This window comes from Helicobacter pylori, assembly GCF_030062585.1.
Lineage (GTDB): Bacteria > Campylobacterota > Campylobacteria > Campylobacterales > Helicobacteraceae > Helicobacter > Helicobacter pylori_CN.
Genome location: NZ_CP071935.1, coordinates 1,156,728 through 1,174,341 on the forward strand (window position 1 = coordinate 1,156,728; position 17,614 = coordinate 1,174,341).

Sequence of the window (17,614 nt, forward strand, 5' to 3'; positions counted from 1 at the left end):
TATAATTAGGGACTTTCTTTAAAGGGTAAAGGCATTGGATAACGCTCTCAAACATCTTGCCATTATTATGGATGGTAATGGCAGGTGGGCTAAATTAAAGAATAAAGCTAGGGCTTATGGGCATAAAAAGGGTGTAAAAACCCTTAAAGACATTACGATCTGGTGCGCTAACCATAAGTTAGAATGCTTGACTTTATACGCTTTTTCTACGGAAAATTGGAAACGCCCCAAAAGTGAAGTGGATTTTTTAATGAAAATGCTTAAAAAATACCTTAAAGATGAGCGATCCACTTACTTGGATAATAACATACGCTTTAGGGCGATAGGGGATTTAGAGGGCTTTTCTAAAGAATTACGAGATACGATTTTACGGCTTGAAAACGATACCAGGCATTTTAAGGATTTTACGCAAGTTTTAGCCCTTAATTACGGATCTAAAAACGAACTTTCAAGGGCGTTTAAAAGCTTGCTAGAAAACCCACCTAACCATATCAATAATATAGAAAGCTTAGAAAATGAAATCTCTCATCGTTTAGACACGCATGATTTGCCGGAAGTGGATTTGTTGTTACGGACAGGAGGGGAAATGCGCTTGTCTAATTTTTTATTGTGGCAGTCCAGCTATGCGGAATTGTTTTTCACGCCGATTTTATGGCCTGATTTCACCCCTAAAGATTTAGAAAATATCATTAGCGATTTTTACAAAAGAGTGCGCAAATTCGGGGAATTAAAATGCTAGTAGAAATAGAGAATTTGACTAAAACTTATGGGAGTTTAAAAGCGTTAGACAATATCAGTTTGAAACTACCCAAACAGCAATTTATAGGGCTTTTAGGCCCTAATGGGGCGGGTAAAACCACTCTGTTAAAAATTTTAGCCGGATTGAATTTGAACTATCAGGGGGAAGTGAAAATTTTAAATCAAAAGATCGGCATAGAGACTAAAAAAAGCGTGGCGTTTTTAAGCGATGGCGATTTTTTAGATCCTAAATTAACGCCTTTAAAAGCGATCGCTTTTTACAAGGATTTTTTCAGCGATTTTGATTCATCAAAAGCCCTAGATTTACTCAAACGCTTCAGCGTGCCTTTAAAAAGAGAGTTCAAAGCCCTTTCAAAAGGCATGAGGGAAAAATTGCAACTGATTTTAACCCTATCACGAAACGCTTCTTTGTATCTTTTTGATGAGCCGGTGGCTGGGATTGACCCTATTGCAAGAGAAGAGATTTTTGAGTTAATCGCTAAGGAGTTTAGTCAAAACGCAAGCTTATTAGTCTCTACGCATTTGGTGGTGGATGTGGAAAAGTATTTAGACAGCGCGATTTTTTTAAAAGAAGCCAAAGTAGTGGCTTTTGGGGGTGTGGGAGAATTGAAAAAAGGGTATAGCAGTTTGGAGGTAGCGTATAAAGAAAGGTTGAAATAAATCAGTCAGTTTCTCTTAAAACGCCTAAACACCAATCAAAACTATCACGGATCGCTGGAATATTTTTGCATGGAATTTCTTTAAAATTTAAGTATAATTGTAAGCATCGCCTGGGTGATTTGCGTTTCTTATTTGATGGCAAGTTCGTTGAAAAAATAAGTTAGGCTAAGGTAGTGGTTTTTGTGTGATGGCATTTTTTTAAATCTGCCCCTAAGAAGATCCTCCTAGCCTTAATAGTGTAGGTTTGTTGAACTTATGCGCATGTAAAAGTAGCGGTCATCTGGGTTTAAAAACAACCACATTTTAGGGAAGACATGAAAGATAACAATAACTATAATGTTTTAATTGTGGGGAATAAGGGGCGAGAGTATGCTTTGGCTCAAAGGCTTCAGCAAGATGAGCGAGTGAATGCTTTGTATTTTTGTTTGGGTAATGGTGGCACTCAAGATTTAGGCGAAAATCTGGAATGCGAACATTACGAGCATATCGTGGAATTAGCCCTGAAAAAACAGATCCATTTAGCCATCATTTCAGAAGAAGAGCTTTTGGTTTTAGGGCTTACAGAGATGCTAGAAAAAGCGGGTATTTTGGTGTTTGGGGCTTCTAAAGAAGCGGCTAAGTTAGAGGCTTCTAAAAGCTATATGAAAGCTTTTGTTAAAGAATGCGGTATCAAAAGCGCGTCTTATTTTGAAACAAACGACTTAAAAGAAGCTTTGAGTTACATTCAAAACGCTTCCTTCCCCTTAGTGATTAAGGCGTTGAATAAAAACACAAGCATTGTCCATCAACAAGAAGAAGCGTTAAAAATCCTTGAAGACGCTTTCAAACAGAGCAATGAGTCTGTGATCATAGAGCCTTTTTTAGAGGGGTTTGAGCTTTCAGTTACAGCGCTCATAGCCAATGATGATTTTATCTTGTTGCCCTTTTGCCAAAACTACAAACGCTTATTAGAGGGGGATAATGGGGTCAATACGGGGGGTATGGGGGCCATCGCTCCTGCAAACTTTTTCTCTAATGAATTAGAAGAGAAAATAAAAAATCATATCTTTAAACCCACTTTAGAGAAACTTCAAGCTGATAACACGCCTTTTAAAGGGGTTTTACTCGCTGAAATTGTGGTCATAGAAGAAAAGGGCGTTTTAGAGCCGTATTTATTGGATTTTAGCGTGCGTTTTAAAGACATTGAATGCCAGACGATTTTACCCCTTTTAGAAAGCTCGCTTTTAGATTTGTGTTTGGCTACAGCCAAGGGGGAATTGCATTCTCTTGAATTGGTGTTTTCTAAAGAATTTGTGATGAGTGTGGCGCTTGTTTCTAGGAATTACCCCACTAGCTCTTCGCCCAAACAAACCCTTTATATTGATCCGGTTGATGAAAAAAAGGGTCATTTGATTTTAGGGGAGGTGGAGCAGGATAATGGCGTGTTTGAAAGCAGTGGGGGGAGGGTGATCTTTGCCATTGGCAGAGGAAAATCCTTATTAGAAGCCAGAAACCATGCTTATGAAATCGCTCAAAAGGTGCATTTTGAAGGCATGTTTTATCGCAAGGATATTGGTTTTAAGGTGTTAGATTTGAAAGAATATTCTTAAAGGTTAAAGTTTAAGACAAACCAAAGAGTTTGTCTTGTTTGTTTTTGAATGCGCTCTCCAAATTTAGAAAAAGAAGAAACTGAAATCATAGAAACACTCCTTATGCGTGAAAAAATGCGTTTATGCCCCTTGTATTGGCGCATCTTAGCGTTTTTAATTGATGGTTTGTTGGTAGCGTTTTTATTGAGCGATCTTTTAGACGCATGCGATTTCTTGCATTCTTTATATTGGCTAGCTAACCCCATTTATCACAGCGCGTTTGTTGCGGTGGGTTTTATCGTCTTGTATGGCATTTATGAAATCTTTTTTGTGTGTTTGTGCAAGATGAGTTTGGCTAAACTGGTTTTTAGGATTAAAATTATTGATATTTATTTAGCGGATTGCCCCAGTAGGGCTATTTTATTGAAGCGTTTAGGGTTAAAGATCGTGGTTTTTCTATGCCCCTTTTTATGGTTTGTGGTGTTTAAAAACCCCTATCATAGGGCGTGGCATGAAGAAAAAAGCAAAAGTCTTTTGGTGTTGTTTTAATCATGATTTATTGGTTGTATTTGGCGGTCTTTTTTTTGTTGAGCGCATTAGAGGCTAAAGAAATCGCTATGCAACGATTTGACAAACAAAACCATAAGATTTTTGAAATCCTTGCGGATAAAGTGAGCGCTAAGGACAATGTGATAACCGCATCAGGGAATGCGATCTTATTGAATTATGATGTGTATATTCTAGCGGACAAGGTGCGTTATGATACCAAGACTAAAGAAGCGTTATTAGAGGGCAATATCAAGGTTTATAGGGGCGAGGGCTTGCTCGTTAAAACCGATTATGTGAAATTGAGCTTGAATGAAAAATATGAAATCATTTTCCCCTTTTATGTCCAAGACAGCGTGAGCGGGATTTGGGTGAGCGCGGATATCGCTAGCGGGAAGGATCAAAAATATAAGGTTAAAAACATGAGCGCTTCAGGGTGCAGCATTGATAACCCCATTTGGCATGTCAATGCGACTTCAGGCTCATTCAACATGCAAAAATCGCATTTGTCTATGTGGAATCCTAAGATCTATGTCGGTGATATTCCTGTATTGTATTTGCCCTATATTTTCATGTCCACTAGCAATAAAAGAACTACCGGGTTTTTATACCCTGAGTTTGGCACTTCCAACTTAGACGGCTTTATTTATTTGCAACCCTTTTATTTAGCCCCCAAAAACTCATGGGATATGACCTTTACCCCACAAATCCGCTATAAAAGGGGTTTTGGCTTGAATTTTGAAGCGCGCTACATCAACTCTAAAAACGACAGGTTTTTATTCAATGCACGCTATTTTAGGAATTACACTCAATATGTCAAACGCTATGATTTGAGGAATCAAAATATCTACGGATTTGAATTTTTAAGCTCTAGCAGGGACACTCTACAAAAATACTTTCATCTTAAGTCTAATATTGACAACGGGCATTACATTGACTTTTTATACATGAACGATTTGGACTATGTGCGTTTTGAAAAGGTTAATAAGCGTATCACGGACGCCACGCACATGTCTAGGGCGAATTACTACTTGCAAACAGAAAATCATTATTACGGCTTGAATATCAAGTATTTTTTAAACCTGAATAAAATCAACAATAACCGCACTTTCCAATCTGTCCCTAATTTGCAATATCATAAATATTTAAATTCTTTGTATTTTAAAAATTTGTTGTATTCGGTGGATTATCAGTTTAGAAACACCGCAAGAGAGATCGGCTATGGCTATGTGCAAAACGCTTTGAATGTGCCGGTGGGCTTGCAATTTTCTTTGTTTAAAAAGTATTTATCTTTAGGGCTTTGGAACGATCTCCAACTGTCTAATGTGGCTTTAATGCAATCTAAAAATTCTTTCGTGCCTACGATCCCTAATGAATCAAGGGAATTTGGGAATTTTGTGTCTTCAAATTTTTCCATGTATGTCAATACGGATTTAGCCAGAGAATACAACAAGCTTTTCCACACGATCCAACTAGAAGCGATTTTCAACATCCCTTATTACACCTTTAAAAACGGCTTGTTTTCTCAAAATATGTATGCTTTAAGCGCGCAAGCTTTAAACAGCTACACTTCGCCTTTATTGAGAGATTATGATTATCAAGGGCGTTTGTATGACTCGGTGTGGAATCCTAGCAGTATTTTACCTATCAATGCGAGCAATAAGACGGTGGATTTAACCCTAACGCAATACCTTTATGGCTTAGGGGGGCAAGAGTTGTTGTATTTTAAAATATCGCAACTCATCAATCTTGACGATAAAGTTTCGCCCTTTAGAATGCCACTAGAGAGCAAGATCGGGTTTTCGCCCTTAACGGGATTGAACATCTTTGGGAATGTCTTTTATTCGTTTTATCAAAACCGCTTAGAAGAAATCTCTGTGAACGCCAATTACCAACGCAAGTTTTTAAGCTTTAACCTCTCTTATTTTTTAAGAAACAATTTTAGCAGTGGGATTAATAGTATTGTAGAAAATCCTGCGGATTATTTAAAGGCGGGTTTTAGCAACGACTTTGGTTACTTTTCCATGAGCGCGGATGTGGGTTATGATATTAGAAACAATGTGGTTCTAAGTTGGAATGTGGGGATTTATAAAAAAATCCGTTGTTTTGGGATTGGCTTTCAATTCGTCAACCAAAGACGCCCTATCCTCACCGGCGATCCCAACCAACCTATAAGAGTGTTTGAAAATAACTATGTTAAGCTAGAATTAGACTTTTCACCGATCACTAAAACCAATGTAACTTACCGCTCTTTACAGCGTAAGTAAGAAAAGGAACAGATTTGAATACGGACTTTAGCCATATCACCGATATAGAGAGCATGCGTTTTATCAATGAAGAAGACGCTTTAAACAAATTGATTAATGAAATCCACACGCGCCACATTGATTTAAAAGATTCCATCATGCTCGCTTTGAGTTTTAACGCCTTGTATTTGGCTCACGCTTTAGCGCAAAAATTTGGGGCGACTTATGATATACTTTTTTTAGAACCTATCCTAGCCCCTTTAAACTCAAAATGCGAGATCGCTTTAGTGAGTGAAAGCATGGATATAGTGATGAATGAAAGCTTGATTAATTCCTTTGACATCACTTTAGATTATGTTTATGGGGAAGCCAAGCGAGCTTATGAAGAAGACATTTTGTCCCACATCTATCAGTATCGCAAAGGCAATGCGATCAAAAGCTTAAAAGATAAAAATATTTTTATCGTAGATAGGGGGATTGAAACCGGGTTTAGAGCAGGGTTAGGCGTGCAAACTTGCTTGAAAAAAGAATGCCAAGACATTTACATTTTAACCCCCATTCTCGCGCAAAATGTCGCTCAAGGCTTAGAAAGTTTGTGCGATGGGGTGATTAGCGTGTACCGCCCTGAATGTTTTGTCTCTGTGGAGCATCATTATAAAGAACTCAAGCGATTAAGCAATGAAGAAATTGAAAAATACTTGGGCGCTAACAACGCGCCTAATTTAAAAAAGGAACATTAAATATGGATTTTATCACCATCAACTCTAGTAACAAAACCGAAGAATTCGCTCTCAAACAAGTGGCCAAACAAGCCACCAGCTCTCTAATGTATCGCTTAGGAAAAACCATCATTTTAGCGAGCGTGTGTATAGAAAGAGAGCCTGTGAGTGGAGATTTTCTGCCTTTAGTGGTGCAGTTTTTAGAAAAATCTTATGCAGCCGGTAAAATCCCGGGCGGTTTTGTCAAAAGAGAAGGCAGGGCGCAAGATTTTGAAATCTTAACCTCTAGGCTCATAGACAGGACTTTACGCCCTTTATTCCCTAAAGATTACCGCTACCCTACCCAAATCACTTTAATGGTTTTAAGCCATGATATTGAAAACGACTTGCAAGTCTCTGCTTTAAACGCCGCTTCAGCCGCTCTCTTTTTGGCCCATATCGCTCCTATTAAAAGCGTGAGCGCTTGCAGGATCGCTAGGGTGGATAACAAATTTATCATTAACCCTAACACAAGCCTTTTGAATCAATCCAGTTTGGATCTGTTTGTGTCTGGCACAAAAGAGAGTTTGAACATGATAGAAATGCGCTCTTTAGGGCAACAATTAAACGCTTTAGAAGAGCCTTTAATGCTAAAAGCTTTAGAATTGGCTCAAAAAAGTTTGAAAGAAACTTGCACGCTTTATGAAGAGGTTTTCACGCCTCACCAAAACGAGCTGCTTTTTAAAGAAAGCCAAGGAATAATTTTTAATGAAAGGCTGTTAGATTTATTAAAAAATCAGTATTTTGATGAAATCATTAAAGGCATTGAAAGTTCTGCTTTGAGCGAGCGAGAAAATGTTTTCAATGAAATTGCTAAAAAAATCAGTGAAGCCCACTCAGAATTCAGTTTAGAAGAAATTGAATGGTCTTTAGAAAAAGTGAAAAAAACTGAGATCAGACGCATGATTATTCAAGATAAAATCCGCCCGGATAAGCGCGCGTTAGAAGAAGTGCGGCCCATTTTGATAGAGAGCGATTTGCTCCCTATGGCGCACAGCTCCATTTTATTCACTAGGGGGCAAACGCAGAGCTTAGTGGTAGGGGTTTTAGGCACGGATAATGACGCTCAAACCCATGAGAGTTTGGAGCATAAAACCCCTATCAAAGAGCGCTTCATGTTTCATTACAATTTCCCTCCTTTTTGCGTGGGCGAAGCGAGTTCTATTGGCGCGACTTCAAGGCGTGAATTAGGGCATGGGAATTTGGCTAAAAGGGCCTTAGAAACGAGCATTAAAAATAAAGAGCAGGTGATACGATTGGTTTCTGAGATTTTAGAAAGCAATGGTTCAAGCTCAATGGCGAGCGTGTGTGCGGGGTCTTTAGCCCTTTATGCAAGCGGTGTGGAAATTTATGATTTAGTCGCTGGGGTGGCTATGGGCATGGTGAGCGAAGGGCAAGATCACGCTATTTTAAGCGATATTAGCGGCTTAGAAGACGCAGAAGGCGATATGGATTTTAAGATTGCCGGGAATTTAGAAGGCATTACGGCTATGCAAATGGATACCAAAATGAGCGGTATTAGATTAGAGGTTTTATACCAAGCCTTACTCCAAGCTAAAGAAGCACGGAAACATATTTTAAAAATCATGCATGAAGCGAAAGAAAAGATTGTGATCAATTTTTCCCATTTGCCCACGACTGAAATTTTTAATGTCGTGCCCGATAAAATTGTAGAAATTATCGGTCAAGGGGGGCGTGTGATTAAAGAGATAGTGGAAAAATTTGAGGTTAAAATTGATTTGAATAAACCGAGCGGTGAAGTGAAAATCATGGGGAATAAAGAGCGTGTTTTAAAGACTAAGGAATTTATTTTGAACTATTTGCATTCTTTAGATCAAGAATTGGAGCAATACGCTATTGATGAGGTGCTAGAAGCTCAAGTGAAACGAATCGTGGATTTTGGGGCGTTTTTAAGCTTGCCTAAGGGGGGTGAAGGCTTGTTGAGAAAACAACACATGGACAGGTGTCAAGTGGCTTTAAAAGAAGGCGATAGCATCAGGTGTAGGGTGATTAGTTTCAATAAGGGTAAAATCGCTTTGGATTTAGCTTAAAATTTTAAAAAGCGTTTTTTAAAAGCGTTTTTAAGCTAGTTTATATTAGAATAAATCCTTGCTTGTATTTTTGAAAGTAGAGGAACGATTCGAAATGAAAATCAAGCCCAATTTTTGAAACGGAGTGCGAAAATGAAATTTTTAGCGTTATTTTTTCTGGCTTTAGCGGGCGTTGCTTTCGCTCATGATGGTGGAATGGGTGGGATGGATATGATTAAATCTTATTCTATCTTAGGGGCGATGATCGGTTTAGGGATTGCCGCTTTTGGTGGGGCGATCGGTATGGGGAATGCGGCCGCAGCGACCATTACAGGCACAGCGAGAAACCCAGGAGTGGGCGGTAAATTGCTCACAACCATGTTTGTGGCCATGGCGATGATTGAAGCGCAAGTGATTTATACTCTAGTGTTTGCTATTATCGCTATTTATAGTAACCCATTCTTAAGTTAAGGGTTTTGATAGGCTAAATTATTGCTTAAAAAGCATGATTTAGCTATAATATCTGTTTTAAATTTTTAGCACTGGTGGTGGAATTGGTAGACACGCCATCTTGAGGGGGTGGTGGGAGCAATCTCGTGCGAGTTCGAGTCTCGCCCAGTGCACCATTAAGTTTTTTTAAGGAATAAGTGGGTATAATCTCACTCTTTGCTCTATGATACGCCGAAGTGGTGGAATTGGTAGACACGCTAGACTCAAAATCTGGTGGGAGCAATCTCGTGTCGGTTCGAGTCCGACCTTCGGCACCATTAATAGTAATCTTTTTCAATCTGCTTTTTATCTTTTTCGTTTAAAATTTTTTCGTTTAAAATAGTTTTATCCCAAATAAATGCCAAATCAATGTGGATTAGCGGGTTTTTAAGCCTTTTTAAAGGATTGTTTAAGCGAATTTGAAGGGATTAAAAGAGAGAACGTTTTACTCTATTAATTTTTTACTCCATTTAAAGGAGCGTGAGTTTGGGTATAATAGCATGAAAAATTTGTATCAAGTTTTATTGGAATAGATGAGAAAAATCTGCTTAAGTCATGTTGATCCAGATATATTTTAACCGGAGACTCTGTCATGCTAGATCTGTCTTATAGCCTGGAGCGTGTCTTGCAAGAAGACCCGGCAGCTAGGAATAAGTGGGAGGTTCTCTTGCTTTATCCGGGCATTCATGCGCTGCTTTGTTACCGCCTAGCGCATGCGTTGCACAAGCGGAGGTTTTACTTCATCGCTCGTACGCTTTCTCAGTTAGCACGCTTTATCACTGGGATAGAAATCCACCCGGGCGCTAAGATTGGGAGAGGGCTTTTTATCGATCATGGCATGGGTGTGGTGATTGGCGAGACCACAGAGATTGGAGATGATGTTACCATTTATCATGGCGTAACTCTAGGGGGTACGGGCAAGTTCAAGGGCAAGCGCCACCCTACTTTAGGCAATCGTGTGGTAGTGGGGGCAGGGGCTAAGGTCTTGGGCGCGATTTATGTGGGCGATGATGTGAAGATTGGGGCTAATGCGGTGGTGCTTTCAGATTTACCCACGGGTTCTACGGCTGTAGGTGCTAAAGCCAAAACCATCACAAAGGATCGTTAATTCTAGACAAGCGGTTGGAGTTTGCGCCATGTGGGTTATTTTGAGGTAAATTGATCAATGAGACTGATTTTATGAGAGTTAAGCGAGTTTGTTTTTAAGTTATTCTTTAGGGATTTTGCGATCAAATACTTAGGTTATGTTTATCTGTTAGTTAGACTATAGACTAGATTGGTAGTTTGGCGTTGGATATATCACAATTTATATTTTAGGAGGTTTATAATGGCGGTTGTAATTAAAGTCGTTAATGGCAAAATACAGGAATATGAGAATGGTAACTATAAGAGAACTTATGGTAGTAACGCTGTTAATGTGCAAGTTTCAGGTGGTGTAGTGGCTGTAACCACATCAAAGGGTAAAGTGGAAGAATATAAGAATGGTAGTTATAAAAGAACCTACTAGAAAATAGGGCAATAGCGGCAAAAGCTTTGATGCATTCAGCTAGTAGGGGGTGTCGCTGTTTTTCTAGTGGTGTTTTAATGAGCAGTTGCGATAGAAAAAGTCTTTGTTTATAATAGGGGGTTGTTTCGTTGTTTTAATGAAGCGATTGGTAGGGCGTGCGGTATTAAAAAACGATCATTGTTTCACATAGGATTGATTGGTTGGTTTTAGGATTATTTTAATCGTGGGGGTTAAGACTTATTCATAATCAAGTTATGTTACAATACATAAAATTTAACTTTAATAATAGCCATACCATTTTCAAAGAAGCATACAAACACAGATCAATGAACTACATCGGCTCTAAATACAAGCTCATTCCCTTTATTAAGGAAAATATCCATGCGGTTGCGGGCAACGATCTCTCTGGCGCGATTTTTTGTGATTTATTCGCTGGGACGGGCATTGTGGGGCGTGCGTTTAAAAAAGCTGTTAATAAGATCATCTCTAATGATTTGGAATATTATAGCTTTGTTTTGAATCAAAATTATATCGGCAACATTCAAGAAATCCCCAATAAAGAAGAGCTTATTGATAGGCTCAATAGCGTTGCTTCAAAAAAAGGTTTTATCTATTCGCATTATTCTTTGGGGGGGAGTTCAAGGCAGTATTTTAGCGAAACAAACGCTCAAAAAATTGATGCGATGCGTCTAAAAATTGAAGAGCTTAAGCTTTCTCAAAACATTGATAACCATTCGTATTACTTTTTGCTCGCATCGTTATTAGAGAGCGCGGACAAGGTGGCTAACACCGCTTCAGTTTATGGGGCTTTTTTAAAACGCCTTAAAAAAAGCGCTCAAAAAGAACTCATCTTAAAAGGCGCTCATTTTGATGTGAGTTTAAACGCTAATGAAGTGTATCAGCAAGACGCTAGCGAGTTGATCGGAAAGATTTCAGGGGATATTTTGTATTTAGACCCTCCTTACAATGCGAGACAATACGGGGCGAATTACCATTTATTGAACACGATTGCTGCTTATACGCCCTTTGCTCCAAAAGGCAAAACCGGATTGCCCAGTTACCAGAAATCCTCTTTTTGCTCTCGTTCTCAAATCTTAAACGCTTTTGAAGACTTGATCAAAAAAGCGCGATTCAAATATATTTTTTTAAGCTATAACAATGAAGGGCTTATGAGCGAAACAGAGATTAAAAATATCTTAAAAAAATACGGCGCTTACTCCTTAATGACCAAAACCTACATGCGTTTTAAAGCGGATAACAAACGCACCCATAAAGCCGCACACACCAAAGAATGTTTGCATATTCTTATCAAATAAGAATCAAAACAACCCAACCTTTAAGAACGAGCTTTAAGTTAAAAAATCTAAAGAGCGTTAGAGTTTTAAATGAGGCTTTAGCAGGCGGTATTTGATTAAAACCAATCCAAGATACTCCAATAATGATAAAAATAATCGCTTAAATACCGCTTGAATAAGGTAAAATGAAACCAAAATAAGCCTATAAAAAAGGGGAAATCATGGCGTTTGAAGTGGTTTTATGGGATTTTGATGGCGTGATTTTTGACAGCATGCATTTAAAATATGAAGGGTTTAAGGCGTTGTTTCAAAAGCATGGCAACGATAGTAAAGAGGGTTTGAAACAATTTGAAGTTTATCATTATCAAAGTGGGGGGATTTCAAGGAATGAAAAAATCCAATACTTTTATAATGAGATTTTAAAAACCCCTATCGCTCAAGAAGAAATAGAGGAATTAGCCCTAGAGTTTGGCGCTATCATAGAGCAAAAGCTTTTTGATAGGGGGCATTTGAACAGCGAAGTGATGGCGTTTATTGATAAACACTATCAAAATTATATTTTCCATATCGCTTCAGCGGCTTTGCATAGCGAATTGCAAGTGTTGTGCGAGTTTTTAGGGATCATTAAGTATTTTAAGAGCGTTGAAGGGAGTCCGCCTAATAAACCCAAGATCATCGCCAATATCATTCAAAAATACGCTTATAACCCAAGCCGCATGCTAATGATAGGCGATAGCGTCAATGACTATGAAAGTGCTCAAGCTAATAAAGTGGCGTTTTTGGGTTACAACAGCAAGGTTTTGAAAAATTTAGTGGGGCAAGATGGCTATCAAGGGAAGTATTTGGAGGGCTTTAAAGGGTTTGATTTACAAAACTTTATAAAAGAGTAAAGCCAGCTTTAGCCGAGATTGTCTTTGTGTTGGCTCATGTCAATGATGACTTCACAGCGTTCAATCGTGCTTAAGCGGTGGGCGATAACGATTAGGGTTTTATTTTTGGCGATTTGATAGATTTCATCCATGATTTTCCTCTCGGTTTCATTGTCTAGGGCTGAAGTGGCTTCATCTAAAACCAAAATTTCAGGGTTATCGTATAAGGCTCTTGCGATGCCTATGCGCTGTTTTTGACCGCCGCTAAGCTTAGCGCCCCCTTCGCCCACTTGGGTTTTAAGGCCCTCATGCTCGCATAAAAAATCATAGATATGAGCCATTTTACACACCTTAATCAAGCGTTTTTCATCTATAGCGCTCCCAAAAGCGATATTATCCCCCACAGTGCCATCAAAAAGGTAAATATTTTGGGGGATATAGCCTATTTTTTTACGCCATGATCGTATATTTTCTTTGGTTAAAAGGGTGTTGTCAATAAAAATTTCCCCACTTTTAGGGTAGGTAAGCCCCATAATAATATCCGCTAGCGTGGATTTCCCGCACCCGCTATGGCCTATAAGAGCGATTTTTTGACCTTTTTGAATGGTGAGGTTGAAATTTTTTAAAACCGGGTGTTTTGACTTATAAGCGAACGAGATGTTTTGGAGAGTGATTTTTTTATTAAAATCTAAAGGGACTAAATCCTCTTCAATAATGGTCTTAGAAAGGCTTTTAAAAACAACATTGGTCGCAAGCTGGTTGTAAGCGATTTCATTATAATAGCTGATCACTCCAGTTACAGAAGGGAGTATGCGATAAAGCGCTAGGGCATACATAGAAATGGTAGGGAGCACCATTCTAGCTTCGCCGTATTTGAATAAGATGTAAGCGACCGCTAAAATCAACAAACTAAAGCCCACGGTTTCTATTGAATACCTGGGGACCACTTGCAAAGTGGAGTAAATGATCTCAGTGTCATGGGCCTTACGGCTATTTTCTCCAAAAAGCTTGTGGGCTTCTTCGTGGTTGTCTTTGAGTTTAGTGATCTTGAAATTGCTGAAAAATTTTGAAAAGACTTTAAGCGTTTGCGCTTTGGATTTGGCGGCCATCTCACCCTTTTTTTTGATAAGGACGGTGACTTTTTTGACGATAAAAAAAATTTGTAAGGCGAGGATCGTGGTAAAAACGAGCGTTATTTTCCAATTGGTCAATATGAGCGTGGAATAGAAAAAAACGATCACGGTTATTTCGGTCAATAAACTCAAAAAAGCGTTAAAGCTCATAAACATGCCCTCCGCTTTATTGTTGATAATGTCTCTTAAAGAATCCAGGTTGTGGTTGAGGTGCGATAAATAGTTGTTTTTGATGTGTTGCAAGAAGAGTTGTTGTTTGATTTGATAAGCTTTTTTATTGGAAAAACGCCCTCTTAAATAGGTAAAAAACACCCCATAAAACATCCTAAACAAATAAATCCCCACCAAACAGAAACTAAAGAAATACATGAGACGAACGGGAGATGAAAAATGGAAAAAATCATAGACCATTTTCCAGTCTTTATCGTCTAAAGCCCTGCTAGGATCGGAAGCGAGAGTGATAAAAGGCATCAGGAGGGTTAGGGACATCACTTCCACAAAAGAAGAAAAAACAGCCATCAACACAAGCAGGAAAAAAATCATTTTTTCCTTGAAAGTGATGAGCATGTAGATTTGCTTTAAAGAACGCAAAAAATATTTTAAAGTAGGAATTTTATGTTTTTTTTTCGCCATAATTTAAGTGTCCATAAATTCTTTTATATGCAATAAGTTTGAGCTGTGTTAAGCCAAATTGAGCTAGATTATAGCTAAAATTTTAACCATGCTCTGCGCCATACGAATAATTTAGCTTTCTGTCATCATTTCTTGACAAATTAAGTATAAAACTGCTATAATCCCAAGTCTTTGATTATTTAATTTAGTCGCTGGCTTAGCTCAGTTGGTAGAGCAGCTGCCTTGTAAGCAGCAGGTCGGGGGTTCAAGTCCCTTAGCCAGCTCCAGTTAAAATGTTATTTTGCAAAGTTTTTGGTGAGATACTCAAGTGGCCAACGAGGGCAGACTGTAAATCTGCTGACTATGTCTTCCGTGGTTCGAATCCACGTCTCACCACCATGTTTGTTTTATAGATGCGGGAATAGCTCAGTTGGCTAGAGCATCAGCCTTCCAAGCTGAGGGTCGCGGGTTCGAGTCCCGTTTCCCGCTCCATTTTTAGGATAACATTTTAGTTTTTGAGACGCCTATATAGCTCAGAGGCAGAGCACTTCCTTGGTAAGGAAGAGGTCGGCGGTTCAATTCCGCTTATAGGCTCCAGTTTATAATCTCTTGAATGGCGATAAGACAAAAATGTCTTAAATTTTGTGGTAGCATTTAGGAATACTTAGGATTTTGTTTAGTATAATTCTAAAATCCATTTCAAAAAATTAAGGAGAAATACAAATGGCAAAAGAAAAGTTTAATAGAACTAAGCCGCATGTTAATATTGGAACCATTGGGCATGTAGACCATGGTAAAACGACTTTGAGTGCAGCGATTTCAGCGGTGCTTTCTTTGAAAGGTCTTGCAGAAATGAAAGACTATGATAATATTGATAACGCCCCTGAAGAAAAAGAAAGAGGGATCACTATCGCTACTTCTCACATTGAATATGAGACTGAAAACAGACACTATGCACATGTGGATTGCCCAGGACACGCTGACTATGTAAAAAACATGATCACCGGTGCGGCGCAAATGGACGGAGCGATTTTGGTTGTTTCTGCAGCTGATGGTCCTATGCCTCAAACTAGAGAACATATCTTATTGTCTCGTCAAGTAGGCGTGCCTCACATCGTTGTTTTCTTAAACAAACAAGACATGGTAGATGACCAAGAATTGTTAGAGCTTGTAGAAATGGAAGTACGCGAATTGTTGAGTGCGTATGAATTCCCTGGCGATGACACTCCTATCATAGCGGGTTCAGCTTTAAGAGCTTTAGAAGAAGCAAAGGCTGGCAATGTGGGTGAATGGGGTGAAAAAGTGCTTAAGCTCATGGCTGAAGTGGATGCCTATATCCCTACTCCAGAAAGAGACACTGAAAAAACTTTCTTGATGCCGGTTGAAGATGTGTTCTCTATTGCGGGTAGAGGGACTGTAGTTACAGGTAGGATTGAAAGAGGCGTGGTGAAAGTAGGCGATGAAGTGGAAATCGTTGGTATCAGACCTACACAAAAAACGACTGTAACCGGTGTAGAAATGTTTAGGAAAGAGTTGGAAAAAGGTGAAGCCGGCGATAATGTGGGCGTGCTTTTGAGAGGAACTAAAAAAGAAGAAGTAGAACGCGGTATGGTTCTGTGTAAGCCAGGTTCTATCACTCCGCACAAGAAATTTGAGGGAGAAATTTATGTCCTTTCTAAAGAAGAAGGCGGGAGACACACTCCATTCTTTACCAACTATCGCCCGCAGTTCTATGTGCGTACGACTGATGTGACTGGCTCTATCACCCTTCCTGAAGGCGTCGAGATGGTTATGCCTGGCGATAATGTGAAAATCACCGTGGAGTTGATTAGCCCTGTTGCGTTAGAGTTAGGAACCAAATTTGCGATTCGTGAAGGCGGGAGAACCGTTGGCGCTGGTGTTGTGAGCAATATTATTGAATAATCTTACTCATATGGAAGTGAAAAAGTTACCATAAAGGTCGCTAATAAAGGGTTATCATGAAAGTTAAAATAGGGTTGAAGTGTTCTGATTGTGAAGACATCAATTACAGCACCACTAAGAACGCCAAGACTAACACTGAAAAACTGGAGCTTAAAAAGTTCTGCCCAAGGGAAAATAAGCACACTCTTCATAAAGAAATCAAATTGAAGAGTTAGCTCTTTCTTTTGCGTTGCAATTTAAAGGGAGGGGAGGTTAGGTCAGTAGCTCCAATGGTAGAGCGTCGGTCTCCAAAACCGGTTGTTGGGGGTTCGAGTCCCTCCTGGCCTGCCATCTACTAATTTATTCTATCAAATTTTTGTTTCAATTGGGTTGTTTTTTAAGTTTTTTAATTTTAGTTTAAGCTATTTTGGATAAAATTGAAAATTCTTTTAATTAAATGTATTAAGTTTAAGTGAGGGCAACAAGAGACTATGGATAAATGGCTCATGCAATACAGATTGGCTAGAGAAGAGCTTTCTAAAGTGATATTTCCCATTAAAGAGCAGATACGCAACGCGCTTATTTCTGTTTTAGTGGTGGTGAGTGCTGTCACGCTGTTTTTAGCTTTGTTAGATTTTTCTCTAGGGGCTTTTATCTCTAGTGTTCTATAGGTTGGTGGCTTTAAATAAGGAGAATAATGATGGATTGGTATGCTATACAAACTTATTCAGGGAGCGAGCAGTCCGTTAAGAAAGCGATTGAGAATCTAGCGAACGATCATAATATAAGAGATAGGATACAAGAGATCATTGTGCCTACTGAAGATATCATAGAGGTTTCTAAAAAAAGCAAGACGAAAGTAACGGAACGAAGCCTTTATCCTGGATATGTTTTTATTAAGGTGGATTTAGATACGGTTTTGTGGCATAAGATACAATCTTTGCCAAGAGTGAGCCGTTTTATTGGAGAAAATAAAAAGCCAACCCCATTGAGTGAAGCGGATATTGGGCATATTTTAGAAAAAATGAATAACCGAGCAGCCCCTAAACCCAAAATCTTTTTTGAGCAAGGCGAAGTGGTGCGCGTGGTGGAAGGCCCTTTTGCGAACTTTACCGCTACGGTGGAAGAGTATGATGTGGAACACCGCAAGCTCAAGCTCAATGTTTCTATTTTTGGTAGGAACACTCCAATAGAGATTTTGCATTCGCAAGTGGAAAAAATTATATAACTTTTTAAGGAG

Annotated in this window: 17 protein-coding genes and 7 tRNA genes; 23 read left to right on the top strand and 1 reads right to left on the bottom strand. The window is 38.9% G+C overall.

What is annotated here, in order from left to right:
• Positions 1–34: 34 nt before the first annotated feature.
• From J5F42_RS05540 to J5F42_RS05605, 14 genes are all read left to right on the top strand, one after another.
• Positions 35–739, top strand: a complete 705-nt coding sequence (locus J5F42_RS05540) for a di-trans,poly-cis-decaprenylcistransferase (protein WP_097568499.1) — start codon at positions 35–37, stop codon at positions 737–739.
• The gene (locus J5F42_RS05545) at positions 733–1,419 is read left to right on the top strand and encodes an ABC transporter ATP-binding protein (protein WP_097699808.1); all 687 of its coding nucleotides are present in this window, start codon (positions 733–735) and stop codon (positions 1,417–1,419) included. Before J5F42_RS05540 ends, J5F42_RS05545 begins: the two co-directional genes overlap by 7 nt.
• A gap of 314 nt (positions 1,420–1,733) precedes the next feature.
• The gene (purD, locus tag J5F42_RS05550) at positions 1,734–3,008 is read left to right on the top strand and encodes a phosphoribosylamine--glycine ligase (RefSeq protein ID WP_283491210.1); all 1,275 of its coding nucleotides are present in this window, start codon (positions 1,734–1,736) and stop codon (positions 3,006–3,008) included.
• A 48-nt stretch (positions 3,009–3,056) separates the two neighbouring features.
• Positions 3,057–3,536, top strand: a complete 480-nt coding sequence (locus J5F42_RS05555) for an RDD family protein (RefSeq protein WP_097699195.1) — start codon at positions 3,057–3,059, stop codon at positions 3,534–3,536.
• A gap of 2 nt (positions 3,537–3,538) precedes the next feature.
• A complete protein-coding gene (locus J5F42_RS05560) occupies positions 3,539–5,800 on the top strand; it encodes an LPS-assembly protein LptD (RefSeq protein WP_097699194.1) in 2,262 nt (753 codons plus the stop codon).
• Positions 5,801–5,814: 14 nt separating this feature from the next.
• Positions 5,815–6,519 (top strand): phosphoribosyltransferase, encoded by a 705-nt coding sequence (locus J5F42_RS05565; RefSeq protein WP_033762741.1) that lies wholly within the window; start codon positions 5,815–5,817, stop codon positions 6,517–6,519.
• A gap of 2 nt (positions 6,520–6,521) precedes the next feature.
• A complete protein-coding gene (locus J5F42_RS05570; protein WP_283491211.1) occupies positions 6,522–8,588 on the top strand; it encodes a polyribonucleotide nucleotidyltransferase in 2,067 nt (688 codons plus the stop codon).
• 132 nt (positions 8,589–8,720) lie between these two features.
• Entirely contained in the window at positions 8,721–9,038 is a 318-nt protein-coding gene (locus tag J5F42_RS05575) for a F0F1 ATP synthase subunit C (RefSeq protein WP_000669961.1), read from the top strand.
• 68 nt (positions 9,039–9,106) lie between these two features.
• Positions 9,107–9,193: transfer RNA gene (locus J5F42_RS05580), tRNA-Leu, on the top strand.
• A gap of 54 nt (positions 9,194–9,247) precedes the next feature.
• Positions 9,248–9,334: transfer RNA gene (locus J5F42_RS05585), tRNA-Leu, on the top strand.
• A 314-nt stretch (positions 9,335–9,648) separates the two neighbouring features.
• A complete protein-coding gene (cysE, locus tag J5F42_RS05590) occupies positions 9,649–10,164 on the top strand; it encodes a serine O-acetyltransferase (RefSeq protein ID WP_078291974.1) in 516 nt (171 codons plus the stop codon).
• Between the two features lie 219 nt (positions 10,165–10,383).
• Positions 10,384–10,563 carry an IceA2 protein gene (locus J5F42_RS05595; protein ID WP_000301839.1) on the top strand — a complete coding sequence of 60 codons (180 nt, stop codon included), beginning with the start codon at positions 10,384–10,386 and terminating at the stop codon, positions 10,561–10,563.
• Between the two features lie 326 nt (positions 10,564–10,889).
• On the top strand, positions 10,890–11,879 hold the full coding sequence (locus J5F42_RS05600) for a DNA adenine methylase (protein WP_079362200.1): 990 nt from the start codon (positions 10,890–10,892) through the stop codon (positions 11,877–11,879).
• A gap of 200 nt (positions 11,880–12,079) precedes the next feature.
• Positions 12,080–12,748 (top strand): HAD family hydrolase, encoded by a 669-nt coding sequence (locus tag J5F42_RS05605; RefSeq protein WP_078265970.1) that lies wholly within the window; start codon positions 12,080–12,082, stop codon positions 12,746–12,748.
• An 8-nt stretch (positions 12,749–12,756) separates the two neighbouring features.
• Here the strand turns inward: J5F42_RS05605 and J5F42_RS05610 are convergent, their stop codons facing one another.
• Positions 12,757–14,493 (bottom strand): ABC transporter ATP-binding protein/permease, encoded by a 1,737-nt coding sequence (locus J5F42_RS05610; protein ID WP_097699192.1) that lies wholly within the window; start codon positions 14,491–14,493, stop codon positions 12,757–12,759.
• A 190-nt stretch (positions 14,494–14,683) separates the two neighbouring features.
• Here J5F42_RS05610 and J5F42_RS05615 point away from each other — a divergent pair.
• The 9 genes from J5F42_RS05615 to nusG all read left to right on the top strand — a co-directional run bounded on the left by J5F42_RS05615 (position 14,684) and on the right by nusG (position 17,602).
• A tRNA-Thr gene (locus tag J5F42_RS05615) sits at positions 14,684–14,759 on the top strand.
• Positions 14,760–14,786: 27 nt separating this feature from the next.
• Positions 14,787–14,871, top strand: a tRNA-Tyr gene (locus J5F42_RS05620).
• Between the two features lie 16 nt (positions 14,872–14,887).
• A tRNA-Gly gene (locus J5F42_RS05625) sits at positions 14,888–14,964 on the top strand.
• A gap of 30 nt (positions 14,965–14,994) precedes the next feature.
• Positions 14,995–15,069, top strand: a tRNA-Thr gene (locus tag J5F42_RS05630).
• A gap of 126 nt (positions 15,070–15,195) precedes the next feature.
• A complete protein-coding gene (gene tuf / locus J5F42_RS05635; RefSeq protein ID WP_001040574.1) occupies positions 15,196–16,395 on the top strand; it encodes an elongation factor Tu in 1,200 nt (399 codons plus the stop codon).
• A 56-nt stretch (positions 16,396–16,451) separates the two neighbouring features.
• Positions 16,452–16,610, top strand: a complete 159-nt coding sequence (gene rpmG / locus J5F42_RS05640) for a 50S ribosomal protein L33 (protein ID WP_000865159.1) — start codon at positions 16,452–16,454, stop codon at positions 16,608–16,610.
• A gap of 39 nt (positions 16,611–16,649) precedes the next feature.
• Positions 16,650–16,725 (top strand) — tRNA-Trp (locus tag J5F42_RS05645).
• A 140-nt stretch (positions 16,726–16,865) separates the two neighbouring features.
• Positions 16,866–17,045 carry a preprotein translocase subunit SecE gene (gene secE / locus J5F42_RS05650; protein ID WP_024369106.1) on the top strand — a complete coding sequence of 60 codons (180 nt, stop codon included), beginning with the start codon at positions 16,866–16,868 and terminating at the stop codon, positions 17,043–17,045.
• A gap of 29 nt (positions 17,046–17,074) precedes the next feature.
• Positions 17,075–17,602 (top strand): transcription termination/antitermination protein NusG, encoded by a 528-nt coding sequence (nusG, locus tag J5F42_RS05655; RefSeq protein WP_001846772.1) that lies wholly within the window; start codon positions 17,075–17,077, stop codon positions 17,600–17,602.
• Positions 17,603–17,614 lie beyond the last annotated feature (12 nt).